16 protein-coding genes are annotated in these 19,038 nt (G+C 65.9%); 11 read left to right on the forward strand and 5 right to left on the reverse strand.

Annotated elements, in window-relative coordinates; translation table 11 throughout:
• The first annotated feature begins 42 nt into the window (after nucleotides 1-42).
• On the forward strand, nucleotides 43-804 hold the full coding sequence (locus ACTU6V_RS03420; RefSeq protein ID WP_443474930.1) for an SDR family NAD(P)-dependent oxidoreductase: 762 nt from the start codon (nucleotides 43-45) through the stop codon (nucleotides 802-804).
• Between the two features lie 105 nt (nucleotides 805-909).
• Nucleotides 910-1,743 (forward strand): SDR family oxidoreductase, encoded by an 834-nt coding sequence (locus ACTU6V_RS03425; RefSeq protein WP_443474931.1) that lies wholly within the window; start codon nucleotides 910-912, stop codon nucleotides 1,741-1,743.
• 23 nt (nucleotides 1,744-1,766) lie between these two features.
• On the opposite strand, the gene ACTU6V_RS03430 is transcribed toward ACTU6V_RS03425, so the two are convergent.
• Nucleotides 1,767-2,513: a sulfite exporter TauE/SafE family protein gene (locus tag ACTU6V_RS03430; RefSeq protein ID WP_443468570.1), complete on the reverse strand. Its 747-nt coding sequence runs from the start codon at nucleotides 2,511-2,513 to the stop codon at nucleotides 1,767-1,769.
• Between the two features lie 173 nt (nucleotides 2,514-2,686).
• On the opposite strand from ACTU6V_RS03430, the gene rlmN reads away from it, so the two are divergent.
• From rlmN to ACTU6V_RS03445, 3 genes are all read left to right on the forward strand, one after another.
• Nucleotides 2,687-3,931, forward strand: coding sequence for a dual-specificity RNA methyltransferase RlmN (rlmN, locus tag ACTU6V_RS03435; protein WP_443468571.1), 1,245 nt, complete (start codon nucleotides 2,687-2,689; stop codon nucleotides 3,929-3,931).
• Nucleotides 3,932-4,003: 72 nt separating this feature from the next.
• Nucleotides 4,004-5,518 (forward strand): DUF4407 domain-containing protein, encoded by a 1,515-nt coding sequence (locus tag ACTU6V_RS03440; protein ID WP_443468572.1) that lies wholly within the window; start codon nucleotides 4,004-4,006, stop codon nucleotides 5,516-5,518.
• 24 nt (nucleotides 5,519-5,542) lie between these two features.
• Nucleotides 5,543-6,556 carry an aldo/keto reductase family protein gene (locus ACTU6V_RS03445; RefSeq protein WP_443468573.1) on the forward strand — a complete coding sequence of 338 codons (1,014 nt, stop codon included), beginning with the start codon at nucleotides 5,543-5,545 and terminating at the stop codon, nucleotides 6,554-6,556.
• A 103-nt stretch (nucleotides 6,557-6,659) separates the two neighbouring features.
• On the opposite strand, the gene ACTU6V_RS03450 is transcribed toward ACTU6V_RS03445, so the two are convergent.
• The 3 genes from ACTU6V_RS03450 to ACTU6V_RS03460 are packed head-to-tail and all read right to left on the reverse strand — an operon-like array spanning nucleotide 6,660 to nucleotide 8,499.
• Nucleotides 6,660-7,166 carry a glycine cleavage system transcriptional repressor gene (locus ACTU6V_RS03450; protein ID WP_443468574.1) on the reverse strand — a complete coding sequence of 169 codons (507 nt, stop codon included), beginning with the start codon at nucleotides 7,164-7,166 and terminating at the stop codon, nucleotides 6,660-6,662.
• A 29-nt stretch (nucleotides 7,167-7,195) separates the two neighbouring features.
• Nucleotides 7,196-8,251 carry an L-cysteine desulfhydrase Cds1 gene (gene cds1 / locus ACTU6V_RS03455; protein WP_443468575.1) on the reverse strand — a complete coding sequence of 352 codons (1,056 nt, stop codon included), beginning with the start codon at nucleotides 8,249-8,251 and terminating at the stop codon, nucleotides 7,196-7,198.
• Nucleotides 8,248-8,499: a hypothetical protein gene (locus ACTU6V_RS03460; RefSeq protein WP_443468576.1), complete on the reverse strand. Its 252-nt coding sequence runs from the start codon at nucleotides 8,497-8,499 to the stop codon at nucleotides 8,248-8,250. The genes cds1 and ACTU6V_RS03460 overlap by 4 nt, the downstream gene beginning before the upstream one ends.
• 100 nt (nucleotides 8,500-8,599) lie before the next feature.
• Here ACTU6V_RS03460 and ACTU6V_RS03465 point away from each other — a divergent pair, with 100 nt between their 5' ends.
• Nucleotides 8,600-9,577 carry an EamA family transporter gene (locus tag ACTU6V_RS03465; RefSeq protein WP_443474932.1) on the forward strand — a complete coding sequence of 326 codons (978 nt, stop codon included), beginning with the start codon at nucleotides 8,600-8,602 and terminating at the stop codon, nucleotides 9,575-9,577.
• Between the two features lie 81 nt (nucleotides 9,578-9,658).
• Here the strand turns inward: ACTU6V_RS03465 and ACTU6V_RS03470 are convergent, their stop codons facing one another.
• Nucleotides 9,659-10,528: a spermidine synthase gene (locus ACTU6V_RS03470; RefSeq protein ID WP_443468578.1), complete on the reverse strand. Its 870-nt coding sequence runs from the start codon at nucleotides 10,526-10,528 to the stop codon at nucleotides 9,659-9,661.
• Between the two features lie 136 nt (nucleotides 10,529-10,664).
• Between ACTU6V_RS03470 and ACTU6V_RS03475 the strand changes: the two genes are divergently transcribed.
• The 5 genes from ACTU6V_RS03475 (at nucleotide 10,665) to ACTU6V_RS03495 (ending at nucleotide 19,035) form a co-directional block, all read left to right on the forward strand.
• Complete coding sequence (locus tag ACTU6V_RS03475; protein ID WP_443468579.1) at nucleotides 10,665-12,038, forward strand: RDD family protein; 1,374 nt, start codon at nucleotides 10,665-10,667, stop codon at nucleotides 12,036-12,038.
• A 33-nt stretch (nucleotides 12,039-12,071) separates the two neighbouring features.
• A complete protein-coding gene (locus tag ACTU6V_RS03480) occupies nucleotides 12,072-16,763 on the forward strand; it encodes a type VII secretion EssC family protein (protein WP_443468580.1) in 4,692 nt (1,563 codons plus the stop codon).
• Between the two features lie 120 nt (nucleotides 16,764-16,883).
• Nucleotides 16,884-17,204, forward strand: a complete 321-nt coding sequence (locus ACTU6V_RS03485; RefSeq protein ID WP_443468581.1) for a hypothetical protein — start codon at nucleotides 16,884-16,886, stop codon at nucleotides 17,202-17,204.
• A gap of 23 nt (nucleotides 17,205-17,227) precedes the next feature.
• Nucleotides 17,228-18,412 carry a hypothetical protein gene (locus ACTU6V_RS03490; RefSeq protein WP_443474933.1) on the forward strand — a complete coding sequence of 395 codons (1,185 nt, stop codon included), beginning with the start codon at nucleotides 17,228-17,230 and terminating at the stop codon, nucleotides 18,410-18,412.
• A complete protein-coding gene (locus tag ACTU6V_RS03495) occupies nucleotides 18,409-19,035 on the forward strand; it encodes a hypothetical protein (protein WP_443468583.1) in 627 nt (208 codons plus the stop codon). Before ACTU6V_RS03490 ends, ACTU6V_RS03495 begins: the two co-directional genes overlap by 4 nt.
• Nucleotides 19,036-19,038: the final 3 nt, after the last annotated feature.

Here is a 19,038-nt window from a genome sequence, read left to right on the forward strand (position 1 = left end):
GTATGCTGAGACTGAGTTGCAGAACCGTTCGAAGGAGAACTTATGCAGATCCAAGGATCCGGCGCTCTGATCACCGGTGGCGCCTCTGGCCTCGGCCTGGCCACTGCCCGTGCACTCGCCGCGGCTGGCGCACACATCACTCTGCTCGACCTTCCGTCGTCTGCGGGCGCTGCGATGGCCGCTGAACTCGGTGGCACGTTCGCCCAGGGCGACGTCACCAGCCCCGAGGATGCTGCGGCCGCTGTCGCCGCCGCGAACGAGAGAGTGCCGCTGCGCATCGTCGTCAACTGCGCTGGCATCGCCCCGCCCGCCAAGGTCCTCGACCGCGACGGCAACCCGGCAGTGCTCGCGGACTTCGAACGCATCGTCCGCATCAACCTCGTCGGCACGTTCAACGTCATCTCCCAGGCATCCGCCATCATCGCGAAGAATGCGCAGACTGAAAGTGGCGACCGCGGTGTGATCATCAACACGGCATCCGTTGCGGCGTTCGACGGACAGATCGGGCAACCCGCGTACTCCGCGTCGAAGGGCGGCGTGCACGCCATGACCCTGCCGATCGCGCGAGAGCTTGCGCGTTACGGCATCCGGGTGTGCACGATCGCTCCAGGAATCATGGAGACCCCGATGCTCACCGGCCTCCCGGAGGCTGCGCAGGCCTCTCTCGGTCAGCAGGTGCCGTACCCCGCGCGTCTCGGCAGGCCCACCGAGTACGCCGCGCTGGTTCAGAGCATCGTCGAGAACGGCTACCTGAACGGCGAGACGATCCGCCTCGACGGCGCCATCCGCATGGCGCCGAAGTAACGGCGCGCACCGACCCGTCGTTCAGGTCGCAATCTGTGCCGCTCTGAGCGTGCAAAAGCGGCACAAATCGCGACCCGAACGCACACCACAACGCAAGGAGCACGAATGACCAACCTCGCCGGAAAGACCATCCTGATGTCGGGCGGCAGCCGCGGCATCGGCCTCGCGATCGCGCTGCGGGCCGCAGCGGACGGCGCGAACATCGCGATGCTCGCGAAGACTGACACCCCGCACCCGAAGCTCGAGGGTACGATCCACACGGCCGCGGAGCAGATCCGTGCAGCCGGTGGCCAGGCGCTGCCCATCGTCGGCGACGTGCGCGACGATGACGACATCACCGGTGCCGTCATGAAGACGCAGGGCGAGTTCGGCGGCATCGACATCGTCATCAACAACGCCAGTGTCATCGACCTGTCGCGCTCGCTCGACCTCAGCGCCAAGAAGTACGACCTCATGCAGGACGTCAACGTCCGCGGTACGTTCATGCTCTCGCGGGCGGCGATCCCGCAGCTGCGCGAGGCGGCGAACCCGCACATCCTCTCGCTCTCGCCGCCGCTGAACCCCACCCCGAAGTGGCTCGGCGCGCACACCGGATACTCGCTTGCGAAGTTCGGCATGACCATGGCCACTCTCGGCCTCGCCGCCGAGTTCGCCGCCGACGGCATCGCCGCGAACACCCTGTGGCCGCGCACGACGATCGCAACGGCTGCGGTGCAGAACCTCCTCGGCGGAGACCAGGTCATGGCAGCCAGCCGCACGCCGGATATCTACGCGGATGCTGCATACGCCGTGCTCACGAAGCAGGCGAGCGGCTACACCGGACAGACGCTCATCGTCGAGGAAGTCCTCGAGGCCGACGGCGTCACGGACTTTTCGAAGTACGCGGCAGTCCCCGGCACCCCGGATGACCGCCTGTTCCCCGACATCTTCCTCGATTAGGCCCAGGCTCGTGAAGAGTCTGGTCAGAACAGCAGGTAGATCGCACCGATGATCGTCAGCACGATCACGATGCGGTCGAACACCTGCTGCTTCATGCGTCGCGCGAGCCAGAGCCCTGCGAAGGCGCCGACGATGACGAGCGGAACGAACACGGCATCCATCAGCAGGGTCTGGGTGTCGAAGAGTCCGATTCCGGCGAGGAACGGCACCTTGGCGACGTTGACGATCGCGAAGAACCACGCGGACGTCCCGAGGAACACCTGCACCGGCGTGCGCTTGGCGAGGAAATACATCGACATGACCGGCCCCGCCGCATTGGCGACCATGGTCGTGAACCCGGCGAGAGAGCCATAGGTGGATGCCGCGATGATTCCGTGTTCTGCGGACGCGGCATCCGCTCTTCCCCGCCTCGATCTGCGCCACAGCGTCACCGCGATCATGGCCAGCAGGATGACGCCGATCGCGCGGCGCACGACCTGATCATCGCCGAGCGCGAGGAACGCGAAGCCGATGAGAAGCCCCGCCACCACCGCGGGCGCGAGTCGCAGGAGCGTCGGCCAGTGCGCGTGGCGTCGATAGGCGATTAGCGCGAAGGCATCGCCGACGATCAGCAGCAGTAGAAGCGCCGCTGTCGAGGTGCGCGCGGGCAGAACAGCGGCGAAGATCGCGACAGGCAGGATGCCACCGCCGGGGATCGCGGTCTTGGCGAGCCCGACGAACAGCGCCGCGAGGCCGAGCAGCAGCCACGCCCACGGCGCAAGATCGATCATGGATCAATCATGCCGTTGCCGCCGGCTCCATTCGTCGTGAGAGGTCAGCGGGACAAGAGGGGGACGCTCGGCCGTGGTGGTGAGGGCGATGCGCTGGTGGTGTGCGGGTCGACGGCGCCAGCGGCAGGGGGCGACCCAGCCTCTTCTCACCCGTAGACCCGTACCCTGGAAGCATGACCGAGACTTCTCCTGCGCGCCCTGCGAACACGGGTGTGCGCCAGACGCGCCCGCGCACCGAGGGCTGGACGCAGAAGAAGGATGCCGAAGGGCGCCCGCTGCTGCAGTTCGCGAGCCCGAAGCGCGGCAAGCCTCCCGTGCACCTCGCCGACATGACGCCGGCCGAGCGCATCGAGAAGGTCAAGGAGCTCGGCCTGCCCGGTTTCCGCGCGAAGCAACTGGCCACCCACTATTTCACGCACTACACGTCCGACCCCGCCGAGATGACCGACCTCCCCGCAGCTCAGCGCGACGAGCTCGTCGCCGGGATGCTCCCGCCGCTGCTCACCGAGGTGCGCAGGCTCGAGACCGACAAGGGCGACACGATCAAGTTCCTGTGGCGCCTGCACGACGGCGCGCTGGTCGAGTCGGTGCTCATGCGCTACCCGGGGCGCATCACGCTGTGCGTGTCGAGCCAGGCTGGATGCGGCATGAACTGCCCATTCTGCGCGACCGGCCAGGCGGGGCTCACCCGCAACATGTCGACGGCTGAGATCATCGAGCAGATCGTGCGTGCCAACCGGCTCATCGCCGAGGGGGGTCTCGGCGGCAAGAAGGCCGACGACCACTCGATGGAGCGCGTGAGCAACATCGTCTTCATGGGCATGGGCGAGCCGCTCGCCAACTACAAGCGCGTGATGGATGCCGTGCGCATCATGGTCGCACAGCAGCCCGATGGCCTCGGCATGAGCGCCCGCGGGATCACCGTCTCGACCGTTGGTCTGGTGCCTGCGATCCGCAAGCTCGCCGAAGAGAACATCCCGGTCACCTTCGCCCTGTCACTACACGCGCCGGATGACACCCTGCGCGACGAGCTCATTCCGGTGAACTCGCGCTGGAAGGTCGACGAGGCACTCGATGCCGCCTACAACTACTACGAGAAGACCGGCCGCCGCGTCTCGATCGAGTACGCGCTCATCAAGGACATGAACGACCACGCCTGGCGCGCCGACCTGCTGGCGGAGAAGCTCAACCAGCGCGGTCGCGGCTGGGTGCACGTGAACCCGATCCCGCTGAACCCGACGCCGGAATCGGTGTGGACGGCATCCACTCGCGAGGTCACCAACGAGTTCGTGCGTCGCTTGAACGATGCCGGTATCCCGACGACCCTGCGCGATACCCGTGGCAAGGAGATCGACGGCGCCTGCGGTCAGCTCGTGGCCACCACCGAAGACGAAGCGGCAGCCGAAGCCTTCGCCTGAGCGGACGTTCCTGTGAGCAGTTCGCAGGGATCTTCCAACCTTTCCACAGGCGCTCTTTCGTAAGTTGTTCGAATGCCTTATTCTGCTCACCGACCAGGGCGATTCGACTCGCAGGGACGGATCGTCATCGACAGCGACTCCGCGGGCGATGACGACGATCTCGACTTCCTGCGCGATTACGAGCCGACCGGGACCCCGGAGGTCACCGATCCATTCGTGGGCACGTCCTTGACCGAGGATGCTGAGGTGCCTGTCGCTGCGCCGGTGGAAGCATCTGCGCCTGTTGAGGAGAAGCGCACGCGTCGGGAACGCACCCCCGGCTCTCGCCTGCGCACCCTCGCGATCCTCGGCGGAGCCGACGGCGAGATCCTCGACCGCGTCCCCGGCGAGACGCCCCGGTTCGTGCAGATGTTCTTCGTCCTCGCCGGCACCGCGCTGGTCTCGGCGATCTCGATGCTCTTCGCGCTCACGACCGGAGTGCAGGCTGCCATCTGGCTGGCAGTGCCGCTCGCGATCGTGTGGGCGCTGGTCATCTTCAATCTTGACCGCTTCCTCACCTCGACCATGACGTCGACGCGGAGCATCCTGAAGCTGCTCGGCCTCGCGCTGCCGCGAGTGATCATGGCGATGATCATCGGCTTCGTCGTCGCCGAGCCGCTCGTGCTGCAGGTCTTCCACAACGACATCAGTCGTGAGGTCGCGGCGACCAACATCGTCCAGGCCCAGTCCGATCAGGAAGCACTCGAGAGCGGACCGGAGAGGATCGCTCTCGATGAGGCGACCGACCGGGTGTCGGCACTGGAGAACCAGGCGGCGACGGGAATCGTCGCAGGCACCGATTCATCCTCTGCGAGCGAGTCGGCGGCACAGGCGACCGTCGATGACCTCACCGCCAAGATGACGGAGCAGCAGGCCGTCATCGATCAGGCGCGTGCGCTGTACCAGTGCGAGTTGACCGGTGAGGGTGCCGGAACAGTCCCCGGCTGCACGGGAGTGAACGGCGAGGGTGCGAGTTCGGATGCCGCAGAGGCACAGCTCGGACAGGCGCAGCAGACCTACGACGCGCTCGCCGCTCAGCTGCGCGACGCCAACGCCGACCTCGAGAGCGCGGGAACCACCGCGAAGGAGAGCACGGCGAGCTCCGAGACGCGCAACCGTGAGGAGGCGACGTCGAAGCTGCCCGCAGCGCGCGACAGCTATGACCAGGCGCTCGCCGCTTACAACGCGCGAGCCGATTCGGTGGCGCAGGGCAATGCCGGTGCGGTCGGATTGCTCAGCCAGATCAGTGGGCTGAACCGGCTCTCCGAGAAGGAGCCGACGATCCTCTGGGCGCACTGGCTGATCGCCGCGCTGTTCTTCATGATCGAGCTGCTGCCGGTGCTGGTGAAGGTGCTCACGAGCTACGGTGCCCCTTCGCTGTACGAGAAGGCCCATGCGATCCGCAAGCAGGTCGATCTCGACCGGGTGACCGCTGAGGGATTCCGCGAGAGGGCATCGATCGTCACGGCCGCGGATCCCGCGGCATCCGAACCTGCGCCATCCGCACCCGCGACCCGCGCCGATCTTCGCAAATCGGTCAGTGCCTGATCCGGATGGCCGTAGCGTGTAGTCATGGTCAACTATCGCTATCTCGGAAACAGCGGCCTCAAGGTCTCAGAGATCACCTACGGCAACTGGGTCACTCACGCTTCGCAGGTTGAAGATGACGCGGCGGTGAAGACGGTGCACGCCGCCCTCGACGCCGGAATCACGACCTTCGACACCGCCGACACCTATGCCAACACGGCCGCGGAGGTCATCCTCGGCAAGGCTCTGACCGGCCAGCGCCGTGAGGGCCTGGAGATCTTCACAAAGGTCTACTTCCCGACCGGACCCATGGGCCCGAACGACACCGGCCTCAGCCGTAAGCACATCTTCGAGTCGATCAATGGTTCGCTGCAGCGCCTCGGTACCGACTACGTCGACCTGTACCAGGCGCACCGCTTCGACTACGAGACCCCGCTGGAGGAGACGTTCCAGGCGTTCGCCGACGTTGTGCGTCAGGGCAAGGCGCTCTACATCGGCGTGAGCGAGTGGACCGCAGAGCAGCTGCGCGAAGGACACGCCCTGGCCACGCAGCTCGGCGTGCAGCTCATCTCGAACCAGCCGCAGTACTCGATGTTGCACCGCGTGATCGAGGGTAAGGTCGTTCCCGCATCCGAAGAACTCGGCATCTCGCAGATCGTCTGGTCGCCGATGGCGCAGGGCGTGCTCAGCGGCAAGTACCTCCCCGGTCAGCCCGTGCCGGCCGGCTCGCGCGCGACCGACCCACACAGCGGAGCGGACTTCATCAAGCGACTGCTCGAGGACGATATTCTCACCGCCGTCCAGCGCCTGAAGCCGATCGCCGCGGACGCTGGACTCACGATGCCGCAGCTCGCGATCGCCTGGGTGCTGCAGAACCCGAATGTCGCGGCAGCTCTCGTGGGTGCATCCCGTCCTGAGCAGCTGGCAGACACGGTCAAGGCGTCCGGCGTGACGCTCGCGCCGGAGACTCTCCAGGCAATCGACACCGCTCTGGGAGATGTCGTCAACCACGATGCGGAGCACACCTACTCCGTGTCGCCGAAGTCCCGCCTGGTCTGACTCTCTTCCGCCGAGACCCCGGGCCCTCGTCGAGACCCCGGGTTTTTCACGCCTGCAACCCGGGGTCTCGGTAGCAACCGGGGGTCTCGGCGGAGTTCCGGGCTCAACCCAGCGTGATGTCGACCTGGAGCTCGGCCGTGAGCCGCTCCAGGTCGGCGCGCAGCACGGCAAGATCAGCAGACGCGGGCACTGTCGCCGCCACCGACGCCTCGAACAGGCGGCCGCCGGCCATCGCGGCATCCCGCGTCTCGGTCGTCATGTCCTGGATGCTGAGCTCATGAGCGTGCAGCACCGCTGAGACCTCGCGCACGATGCCAGGCCGGTCGTTTCCGAGGATCTGCAGCGTGATCGGCCGCTCGGCAGCATCTGAAGCATCCGCCCCTGTGTGGATGGAGACGCTCAGCAGTCCGTCCAGGCCGCGCAGCGCGCTCTGCAGTTCGCCCTCGTGCTCAGGGGCAACCTCGACCTGGATGACTCCGGCGAAGACTCCGGCGAGCTCGGCGAGCTGACTGCTCTCCCAGTTTCCGCCGTGTGCATCGACGACATCGGCGACGGCCGCGACAAGGCCAGGGCGATCGGATCCGGCGACAGTGAGGATCAGAGTGGTCATGCCTGAAGCGTAGCCCGGCGCCTTCGTGGCTACCAGGTGCCGGACTCGAGGAACCGGTCCAGCTGCGCGCGGTGCGGCTCGAGGTCCATGCCCTGATCGGCGACCCATTCATCGGAGTAGTACGTTCCCGCGTAGCGGGCGCCCCCATCGCAGATGAGCGTCACAACGCTGCCCTGCTCTCCGGAAGCGCGCATCCGCGCGATGAGCTGGAACGCGCCGACGAGATTCGTGCCGGTCGATCCGCCCGCCCAGTGCAGCGTGCGCTCCTTCAGCAGGCGGATGGCGGCGATCGACGCGGCATCCGGGATCGGAAGCATCTCGTCGATCACGCTCGGCACGAACGACGGCTCGACGCGTGGCCTGCCGATGCCCTCGATCCGGCTCGGGACGCCGGTCGTATAGTCGGATGATCCCGTCGACCAGCCGCCATAGAACGCCGACCCCTCCGGGTCGACGACGGCGACGCGGGTCGGATGCTGCCGGTAGCGCACATACCGCCCGAAGGTGGCGCTGGTGCCGCCGGTCCCGGCTCCCACGACGATCCACGCAGGAATCGGATGCTTCTCCCGCTCGAGCTGGCTGAACACGCTCTCGGCAATGTTGTTGTTGCCGCGCCAGTCCGTCGCGCGCTCCGCGTAGGTGAACTGGTCGAGGTAGTGTCCGCCGCACTCGGTCGCGAGCCGCTGGGCCTCGCTGTACATCTCCGGTCCGCTGTCGACGTAGTGGCAGCGGCCGCCGTAGAACTCGATGAGCTCGATCTTCTCAGGGCTGGTGGAGCGGGGCACGACCGTGATGAAGTCCAGTCCCAGCATCCGCGCGAAATACGCTTCTGAGACGGCGGTCGATCCGCTCGAGGCTTCAACGAGCGTCGTGTACTCGTTGATCCGCCCGTTGACCAGTCCGTACAGAACGAGCGAACGTGCGAGGCGATGCTTGAGCGAACCGGTCGGATGCACCGATTCGTCTTTCAGATACAGATCGATGCCCCACTCGGCGGGAAGCGGGAAGACATGCAGATGCGTGTCTGCACTGCGATTGGCATCGGCCTCGAGCATGGCGATCGCGGCGCTGGACCAGGAGGTCATCCGAGCCCGGTCTGCGAAAGCTGCCAGAACACGACCGCGCCACCGGCAGCGGCGAGCACGACGACGATGATGAGCGGCGCGAGCCATCTCGCGCGCCTGCGCGGAGGACGGATGACGGGCGCTGGCTTGGTGAGTGGACCGGGAGAGGGCTCCGGTCTGCTGGTCAGGTCCGCCATCGGCGGGGTCGGGCCGGTGCGTGGCTGTCTCTCGCTGCCGGGGTTCTGATCAGGAGCTGCGCCGGTGACCATCGTTGTCCTCTCCGAGGCGAGTGAATGCCTTAGACAGAGACTGTACCGTCGGCCCCGCCCTCGCCGGCGCAGACCCGGCGGATGAGCGTTACTGTCAGTGATGATGGATGCTCTCTCAGATGGCGCCAGAGCGCGCTCCGGCCTGCGGCTCGGAATGCCGCTCGCGATCGCCGCCGCGCTGTCGTTCGGCATGTCGGGGGCATGGGCGCGTGGTCTGATCGACGCGGGCTGGACCCCTGGTGCCGCCGTCACCGTACGGATCTGGGTCGCGGCCCTCGTGCTGCTTGTGCCGACGCTCATCGCACTCCGCGGCAAGTGGGTGCTGCTGCGTCGCAACATGTGGATCATCACCGCGTACGGACTGCTGGCCGTTACCGCGACGCAGCTCTTCTACTTCCAGGCCGTCGCTGTCATGGACGTCGGGCTCGCGCTGCTCATCGAGTACACCGCACCGATCGCCGTGGTGCTCTGGCTGTGGGTGCGCCGCGGGGAGAAGCCCACTGGGCGCAGCATCGTGGGGGCGGGTGTCGCGCTCGTCGGACTCGTGCTCATGCTCGATGTGCTCGCCGGCGGCAGTGCCCCGATTTCGGGCGTGCTGTGGGCATTCGGTGCGATGGTGGGAGCTGCGGCGTACTTCGTGCTGTCGGCCAAGAGCGATACCGGGCTGCCGCCCATCGCGCTCGCCGGAGCCGGCCTTCTCGTCGGCGCTGTCGGTCTCACGATCGCCGGCCTCATCGGCATTCTGCCGATGGTCTGGAACACTGACGACGTCGTCTACCGCTTCGGAACCGTGCCGTGGTTCGTTCCGGTCCTCGCGATCGGCCTCATCGCGACCGCCCTCGCCTATGTGCTCGGAATCGCGTCGACCCGTCTGCTCGGTTCACGTCTTGCGTCATTCATCGCGCTCGCCGAAGTGATCGCAGCCATGCTGTTCGGCTGGCTGCTGCTCGGGCAGCTGCCGAACCTTCTGCAGGGTCTCGGCGCGGTGCTGGTGCTCGCCGGCGTCATCGTGGTGAAGCTCGGGGAGCCGGCGGCATCCGTCTCCGGTGACCCGGCGCTGGCGCCGCCCGGCGACTAGATCTTCCGCAGAGGGCGTTCAGGTCGCACTTAACGCCGCTATGGGGCGCTCAGAACGGCAGATATTGCGACCTGGCCCGCCCTAGCCACGTTTCGGCAGGAGGCCCAGGAGTGCGTGCCGCATCCCTTCGAGCATCTCAACCGAGGACGACACATCAGGCAGCGTCGGCTCCGGAGACCATAGTCCCTCGGTTTCGCTGATCGGCGTCGCGCCATCGATGATCGAGGCGACGTCGGTCACCAGCGCGCCCTTCGACGAGTCGCCTCGCAGGTGCTCGCGGATGCTGCCGGCGTCGATCTCTGCACCGCTGGCGATGAGACAGGCGTTGCCGAAACGCAGACCTCCGAGGGACGAGCCCTGCACGATCATGACGACATGGGGGAAGACGCTCTGCAAGGTGGCGAGCTGACGGCGAGTGAATTCCAGCTCCGGTCCCGCCACGGAATTGACGACGAGCATCCCCTCATCAGTCAAGACTCGTCGCGCGCCATCAGCGAGCTCGACCGACGAGAACGCGGGGGGGACTCGTCCGTTGTGGAACACATCGATGAGGATCGCCTCCTGCGAGCCGGACGCCGCCTGAGCGAGCCAGACGCGCGCGTCGCCCTCGATCATCGTGACGCCGGCGGGTGGCGGAAAGTGTGAGCGAACGAGTGACACGAGCGCAGGCTCGGACTCGAGGACGACCTGCACAGCATCCGGCCATCGCCCCGCGATCGCGCGCGCCAGCATCAGCAGACCACCGCCGAGCTGAGCGACGCGGCGGTGATCTCGGCTGTCGAGAGCCGCCATCATCCAGCGTGCGTATGCGAGTGAGAGGGGACGACCGGGCTCGGCGATGTGCGATTGCTGCACGCCACCGACCTCGAGAAGCCATCCGTCAGCATGCGGGATGACGTGGGCGGTGCGTCCATCGGTGAGCACGATCGAGAGCGGTTCGTCGTTCGGCATCCCTCGATCCTGTCACGTCCGAGCGCACCGGCTCCGGGGAGGAGTGCCCATGCGTTCAGTTCAGACATCGAGCCAGTATCGGTAACGTTGCAGGGTACGGCAGAACGAGTCTGCCGCAGCCGGAGGAGGTGGGCACGTGACGACGATCTGGGAAGTGGATGACGCTGACGAAGAGATCGAGGGGCTGGACGCGGCCGGGCGGCCCGATCCCGCGTACGCCGCCGCGCTCGGTTTGATTCGCGCCCCTTACGGGCGACGGTTCCTCGCCGTGACGATCGACGTCGTCATCTATCTGATCGTGCAGATCCCCTACTGGGCTTTCAGCGTCCCTCTACTGCTCATGTTCGCTCGGTCGGAGATCACCCTGTACGGGCTCGTGGCGCATCCGAATTTCTTCGTCGCTGTGCTCATCGCGGGCATCACTGCACTGCTCACCCTCGCGCTGTTGATCGTGCAGGGCGTTTTCCAAGGGCGAGTGGGCGTCACGATCGGCAAAGCCATCACCGGCATACGCAGCATCAACGTGGTGCGACTTGCGAAGCCGGGGTTCTGGCGGATCGTTCTGCGCACTCTGATCGTCGGCGCTTCGAACATCGTGCCCGTGATCGGACCGACGCTGATGTTCTTCTCGGCGCTGGGCGATTCCGAGCAGCGGGGACGCGCGTGGCATGATCATGCCACCCAGGTCTGGCTGATCGACGTGAAGAAGGGGCTCGACCCCTACGACGGAAAGCGCATGCGCATCGCACGAAAGGTCGTGAAGGTCGAGATCGCACCTCAGACCCGCGATCTGCCCTCGCTCGCGACAGCCGAGAGCAGCGGAGCGGAGCCCGAGTACCGACCGGCGCACAGCGTCAGTGCCGGGGTACTGGGCGTTGCCAAGTCGAGGCGTGCTGGCCGCGATGACTCCGTCGGGATCGTCGCGAAACACCTGGGTCCTGCGAGTACGGTGACGGCGGTCGAGAAGGAAGGCGCCGCGGTCGTCGGCGGTTATCGTGCCGACAGATCGGGCCAGGCGCCGCTTCTTGCCACAGGGCTTCCGCCGCGCGCACCTGAGGATCATCGCGTCGTGCTCGGCGTGCCGCCCGAAATCGCGTCCGGCTCCGCCCCGCGAACACCTTCCGCGCCCGCCCCGGAGCCTCCCGCTCCCGCCCCGCAGACGCCTCCCGCGGCCGCCCCGGAACCTGCCGTACGACTTGCCCTCGACTCCGGCGACACGTACGTGTTCGCCGAGCCGATGATCTTCGGGCGCAATCCCGACGAGACCGGGAGCTTCGGTGCTGCGCAGCGCGTAGCCGTGTCCGATGACACCCGATCGGTCTCGAAGACACACTTCGCGATTCGCCGGTCGGCATCGGGCATCGAGGTCCAGGACCTGGGATCGACCAACGGCACGTTCATCCTGCGCGGTGGAGTCGAGACGCAGGTGCCCTCCGGCGCGGCGCTCATCGCCGCGCCGGGTGACGTGGTGCGATTCGGTGACCGCACGATGGCGATCGGCACGGTATGACGTTCACGAATGGTGAACAGAGGGAAGAGATGAATGAAGGTTAAGCTCACTCTGCATCGCCCGAGCGGCGACCCTGTGGACATCGCTGTCGTCGCTGACTCGACGGCCACGACCGGAGATGTCGCGCGGCATATCGCTGCCGCAGATCCTGCACGGTCGATCTTCGTCGATCCGAACGATGTCCTCACTCTCGCCGTCGCTCCGCCGACCGGCGAGCACCTGGAGCTTCTGCAACCTGACATTCCGATCGGCGAGGCGCCGATCGGGTCCGGCTTCGCCGCCGCCGTGCGCCCAGTGAAGCGCGACCAGGGCCAGTCCGCCGAAGACCGCAAGATCGTGGCTTTCCTGCGTGCGATCGATGGGCCGATGAAAGGGCAGGTGTTCCCCGTAGCCCAGGGCTATTCGTTCATCGGGCGCGTCGGACCCAACGACGTCGTGCTCCCCGACGCGATGGTATCGAAGAAGCACGCGCGTCTTGAGGTCTCGACCTCTCTGGAACTGGTCGACCTGAACTCCACGAACGGCGTCTACGTCGACGGTGAGCAGGTGCAACGCGTGCGCCTGGAGCCTGGGCAGCAGTTCGTCATCGGGGCTTCGACGCTGGTCGTCGCCCTCGCCGACGACTACGACCCGTTCGAAGACCACCCGGTTCTTGAACGCGGCGGTGGGTTGCGGTTCAACCGCAGCCCGCGCGTGGAGGAACGTTATCCCGGCATCCAGCACACGCCACCGCGGATGCCGACAGAGACGCTCATGCGTCTGTTCCCGTGGACGATGCTCGTCGCCCCCATCATCATGGCGCTGTCGATCTACCTCATCACAGAGCGCCCACGCGCGCTCCTGCTGATCATCATGACGCCGCTCATGGCGTTGGGTAACTTCATCAACCAGCGCGTGCAGATGAAGAACAAGCGTAATCATGAACTGCAGTTGTTCGAGCGGCAGTTCGAGCATCTGGAAGAGGTCTTCTTCCACGAGAAGCCTCGTGAGGAGAGCGCCAGGAACAAAGAGGTGCCTCCCGTCGTCGAGGTGTTCGATCATGCGATGCGTCTTGGCCCGATGCTGTGGACGCGGCGTCCTGAGCATTGGAACTTCCTCGCTCTGCGACTGGGGGTCTCGACCGCGGTGTCGCGCAACGCGATCCGCGAGTCCGAATCGCTGGACGGCCTGCCCGAGTACATCGAGCGCGTCGATCGTTTGAAGGAGCGCTACCGGCTGGTGCACGAAGTGCCCGTGCTGGAGACGCTGCCTGCGAGCGGTTCCATCGGGGTCGCGGGGCCGGATGCCGTGGCAGCGGATGCCGTGCGTGGACTCGCGGTGCAGGTATTCGGGCTGCACGCGCCGAATGACGTCGTGGCGGTGGCTTTCGCGGATTCCGATTGGGTCGAGGAGCTCGAATGGCTCAAGTGGCTGCCGCACACCTCGAGTGAGACGAGTCCCTTCAAGGATCTGCCGCTTGCCGACAGTGCTCCGACCGCGAACGCGCTGCTCAATCAGCTCGAGGACTACGTGATGCGCCTGGTCAAGGGGCCGGCGCACCGCGGGCCGTTCAAAGAGACCTGGAACCCGATGCTGTACGGCACCGACGTCCACCGGGCTGCGGAAGAGACCGATGTGAAGACACGGATCTCGGTGATCATCATGGTCACCAATGACGCACCCGTCGATCGTGCGCGACTGACGCAGATCCTCGAGCTCGGGGCTGAAGTCGGAGTGCACGCGATCTTCGTCTCGCCGACGGTGGAGTCGCTGCCGGCGGCCTGCCGGAGCTACCTTGATGTCACCGCGGGCCTGGATGATGTCACGGTGGGCCTCGTCCGCTCTGGTGAGCAGTACACCCACACACGGGTCGAGGGTGTGTCCAACGCGTATATGGACATGCTCGCCAAGCGACTCGCGTCCGTCACGGATGTGTCGACGGTGATCCATGACGAATCCGACATCCCGAGTTCAGTGGCGTTCCTCTCGCTCGTCGGCGAAGAGGTCGCCAGTGACCCGCAGGCCGTCATCGACCGTTGGCGGCAGAACAACACGATCATCGATCGTTCCGCGACCGAGCGCCCGCGCCTGCGCAAAGCGGGGAACCTGCGTGCGATCGTCGGTCAGGGCGCCAGCGACGCGATGACCCTCGACCTTCGCGCCCAGGGGCCGCACGCTCTGGTGGGCGGCACCACCGGTGCCGGAAAATCGGAGTTCCTGCAGGCATGGGTGCTCGGGATCGCGAGCGCTCACAGCGCTGATCGCGTCACATTCCTCTTCGTCGACTACAAGGGGGGATCCGCGTTCGCCGACTGCGTCGAGCTGCCGCACTGCGTCGGGCTGGTCACCGACCTCAGCCCCCATCTCGTGCGACGCGCGCTGACCAGTCTGCGCGCCGAGCTGCACTACCGGGAGCACCTCTTCAACAGGAAGAAGGTGAAGGACCTGCTCGAGCTCGAGAAGCGACAGGACCCGGAGACCCCGCCCGCGCTGGTGCTGGTGATCGACGAGTTCGCGGCGCTGGCCGGCGAAGTGCCGGAGTTCGTCGACGGCGTCGTCGATGTCGCGCAGCGAGGGCGCTCGCTCGGCATCCACCTGATCATGGCGACGCAGCGTCCCGCGGGTGTCATCAAAGACAATCTCCGCGCCAACACGAACCTTCGCGTCGCTCTGCGCATGGCGGATGAATCGGACTCTCGCGATGTCGTCGATGATGTCGTCGCCGCATCCTTCCCGCCGTCGCTTCCCGGTCGCGCCATCGCGAAGACCGGGCCTGGGCCGCTGACGCCTTTCCAGTCGGCGTACGCCGGCGGATGGACGAACACGGAGGATGCCGTCGCTGCCGCCGAGGTCAAGGTTGCGGAACTGCGGTTCGGTAGCGTCCACGAATGGGAACCCGACCGTCCGGCCGAGAGCGACTCGCATGATGCGGATCTCGGACCGAACGACCAGAAGCGCGTCGTGAAGTCGATCATCGCGGCCCACCGTCAGGCCGCGCTCGTCGCGCCGCGGCGACCCTGGCTCGATGACCTGGCCGACATGATCGATCTGGGAAAGATGCCACTCGAAGGCGACGGGCGTATCGCCCTCGGCGTCGCCGACATTCCTGAGCGGCAGCAGCAGAACCCCATCCACTTCGTTCCGGACCGCGATGGTTCGCTGCTCGCCCTCGGTACTTCCGGGGCTGGCAAATCGACGGTTCTGAAGTCGATCGCGACCGCAGCCGGCATGCGTCCGGATCTCGGTGCGGTTCAGGTGTACGGGCTCGACTTCGCGTCGGGTGCCCTGGGCGTGCTCGAAAAGCTTCCGCACGTCGGATCGATCATCGATGGCGAGGATTCCGAGCGCATCCAGCGACTGCTGCGGATGCTCGGAAGAGAGCTCGACACGCGCAGCGAGCGCTTCGCGGCGGCGCACGCCTCGAACCTCGCCGAGTACCGGGAACTCGTGGACTCGTCCATGCCACGCATCTTCCTGCTGATCGACAACTTCCCCGAGTTCAAGAAGGACTGGGAGATCACGGCGAACCGCGCACCGTTCTATCGGGAGTTCATGCGGATTCTCGGTGAAGGCCGTCCGCTCGGCGTCCACGCGGTGATCACGGCCGATCGTGGCGGTGCAGTGCCGACCGGTGTGTCATCGAATATCTCGCGTCGAATCATCCTGCGGTTGTCGGACGTGAACCAGTACACACTCGTCGGTGCGCCCAAGGACGTCCTGAGCGATCAGTCGGGCCCCGGGCGGGCGATCGTCGACAAGAGCGAGGTGCAGCTCGCTGTGCCGGGTGGAACCTCGAACACATCCGAGCAGGCCAAGTGGCTCGACCAGTTGGCCGCCGACCTGCGAGCGAAGGGGGCGCAGGAGGCGCCGTCGATCGGGTCGCTGCCGCTCCACGCTGATATCCGCGACCTGCCCAGCAGCATCGGTCGGCAGCCGGTGTTCGGCATCGCCGACGACACCTTGGAACCGCGTGGCTTCGACCCGGCAGGATCGTTCATCATCACTGGTCCGCCTGCGTCAGGCAAGACCAATGCGATGAAGTCACTCATCATCGCGATGGAACGGTTCGACCCGGAGGTGAAGCTGTTCCACTTCGGCACGCGCCGTTCCGAGCTCGCTGATTTCCGACCGTGGGTGCGCAGCGCCACCAAATCGGACGATGAGAAGGAGCTCGCCGCGGAGCTGACGGACATCGTCGCCGACGAATCGATTCCGTTCCGGATCCTAATCGTCTGCGAAGACATGCCTCACCTCGCCGATGGTGCCGCTGATCGGCCGATGCGGGCATTGCTGAAGGCCGTCAACGACAGTGATCACATGCTCATCGGCGATGCGGACGTTTCGCGAGCCGGTGGCGGCTCCGGGGTCATGGGCGAATGGAAGGCCGCGCGACAGGGCATTGCGCTGAAGCCGGACGCGTATGATGGTGACAGCCTGTTCAAAGTGCCGTTCGGGCGCGTCAAGCGCGCGGACTTCCCGGACGGGCGGGGCATGTTCGTGCAGGCAGGGCGGGCCTCTCTCGTCCAGATGCCGGTCGCGCATGACGACAGGCCCGATGTCTCGGATGCGCGATTCCGGATGCCGGAGAAGCCCAAGGATGCGGCCGCGCCTGTAGCCACGGCTGCGCCCGCGGCCGCGCCGGCTGGTCGCGGCCTGTCGAACGACGATGAGCGCAATGCGCGACGTGCGCGCAGGCAAGCGCGCCTCGAAGCACAGCGCGGTTCGTCGACCGGCGAGGCCGGCTGATGCACGGGAGCACCTCAGGATGGGGAATGCTCCCCATCGTGCGATGAGGGTGCGCCTGACTACTGTGTGGATGGGAGCTCTACCGGCTCGCCATTTTTGAGAAAGACGGGGAACTGACGCATGGCTGACGTCGTCATCAAATACACCGAGCTCAGCACTCTCCTCTTCCGACTCAACAGCATGATCGAGGAGCTCGACTCCGGCAGCAAAGGCGCGGCTCTGCGTGACGCGATCGGCGAGCCTTTCGGACGGAGCGAACTCACCGATGCGGCCGAGGAGTCCGAGGACCGCTGGGACAGCAAGCGCGAGAGCCTCGTGGAAGACCTCACGTCGATCAGGGATCTTGCACAGGGGATATACGACGGTTATCAGAAGTTCGAGGATGATGCCGCAGCGCAGTTCGAGAACGGCGCCGATGTGCCGACCAGCTCGGACTACTGAGCAGCAGTCAAGGGGGATAAGGCATGAGCAGATGCTGGAGTGAAGGTGCCTACGTCAACTGGCCGTCGACGCCAGGGGGGAACGAGATCGAGCAGGCGTCGATGTCGCCGGGTGAGGTCGTCTCGACCGCGGGAGCCATGATCACCATCGCGTCGCGCATGAAAAGTGCCGCGACGACGCTGCAGGAACTCGCCAATAGCGACGACGGCCAGCAGGGAAAGGCGGTCGAGAAGCTGCGCGACAGCGTGGGTGAGACCTGGCAGATCCTCGGCGATGCTGGCGCGTTGTACTACGACACTGCCGACGCGATCCGCACCTATGGTTGGGCGATCGGTGATGTCGGCGGGATTGCGGAAGCGCTCGCCACTGCGTACTCAGACGCCGACGAGAAGTGGTCGACGTATGCCGGAACCGACGGCGATCTCTACGGTGACGTCGCCGCTGAAGACGGCGACGATGACCCGAACGCCGAGGCCGATGCGGCCGACAACAAGGCGAAGTATGACGCGTTCCAAGCCTGGATGAATGCGGCGGACCATTGGGACCAGCAGTACGACGACTGGGAGACGGCCTGGAACCAGGCGGTCTCCGCGATCGAGAACGCCCACGAACACGGTCCGAAGGACGGCTGGAGCGAGTGGTTCGGGGATTTCCTGGAGATCGCCTACAACATTCTGGCGGTTGTCGCGATCATCGTTGCCGTCGTGTTCATTGTCTGCACGTTCGTCATCACCGGACCGGTCGCTGCGGCGATCGCCGGGATCGCAGCGACGGTGGGCGCCATCATCGGTATCGCCACCGCCGTCATTTCCATCGTTCGGTTCGCCCGGGGAGAAACCAACCTGTTGACGCTGGCCATCGACCTCGTGTGTGCAGTCCCTGGGCTGGGTCCTCTTGCCAATGCCGTCTCGGACATGGGGCCCCTCGTCACGAAGCTCGGTGTCGGCGCGTCGGGCCTCGCAGACTTCTTGCCCTCGACGGTGAGGATCGCAGCCGATGGAGGGCTCGATATCTCGAGGGTCTTCGCGGACAGCGTTTCTGATCTGATCGTTCACGGCAGCGTCGGCGCAGGCATGCTCTTCGATATCCCGAATGTCCTGCGTGTCACTGACTTCATTGCTGACACGGGGATCGACACGGTCATCTCGCAGTATTCGCCCCTGTCCTCCGTGAATACCGTTGTCAGTTGGATCAAGGGTGATGGTTGATGTGGGAACTGCGGTTCGACGGACCTCTTGATGCATGGGCCGTTGTTCCTGCGCCCGATGAGCACGAGCGGCGTCGGCAGTGGGGAGTCGTCGTCGCCGACATGGTGAGGGAGTATTGGGAGGCCGATGAGGACGCACGCTTCTCCGACGCTCTCGATCAGGTGCTCGAGATGCTCCAGCGCTCGAGGCCGGAGGGAACTCTCGCCGACCTCGTGACCTGGCCCACACACTCACCGTTGCCGGTCCGCGTGACGTTCCACGTCGCCGCCGACGACGGCGCGACCGAGTGGGAATCACTCGGCTTCGAGGCCTCGCCTTACCTGTCGAGTCCGTTCGGGGAGGGCATCCAGTACTCCCGCCGGATAGCGCCCGAGCTCACACAGGGGAGCGCATCGATCGATGCGGCGATCATCTTTGACCGTGGCGATGCGGCACTGGTCGTGCGCGTGCATGCCTGCCCGCTCGACGCGTACATGATGGCGGCACCCGCCATCGCCGAGACGATCGACTCGTGCGTTCTGACAGACTCGACGGGCAACGCTTTTGCAACGGGCAAGCGTGAGCATCTGTTGCCCGCCGATAGTGATCAGTGGCTCGAGGAAGGAACAGGCATTGGTGTCTGATGG

Origin of the sequence: Microbacterium zouquanmingi (assembly GCF_052266675.1) — a bacterium.
Classification (GTDB): domain Bacteria; phylum Actinomycetota; class Actinomycetes; order Actinomycetales; family Microbacteriaceae; genus Microbacterium.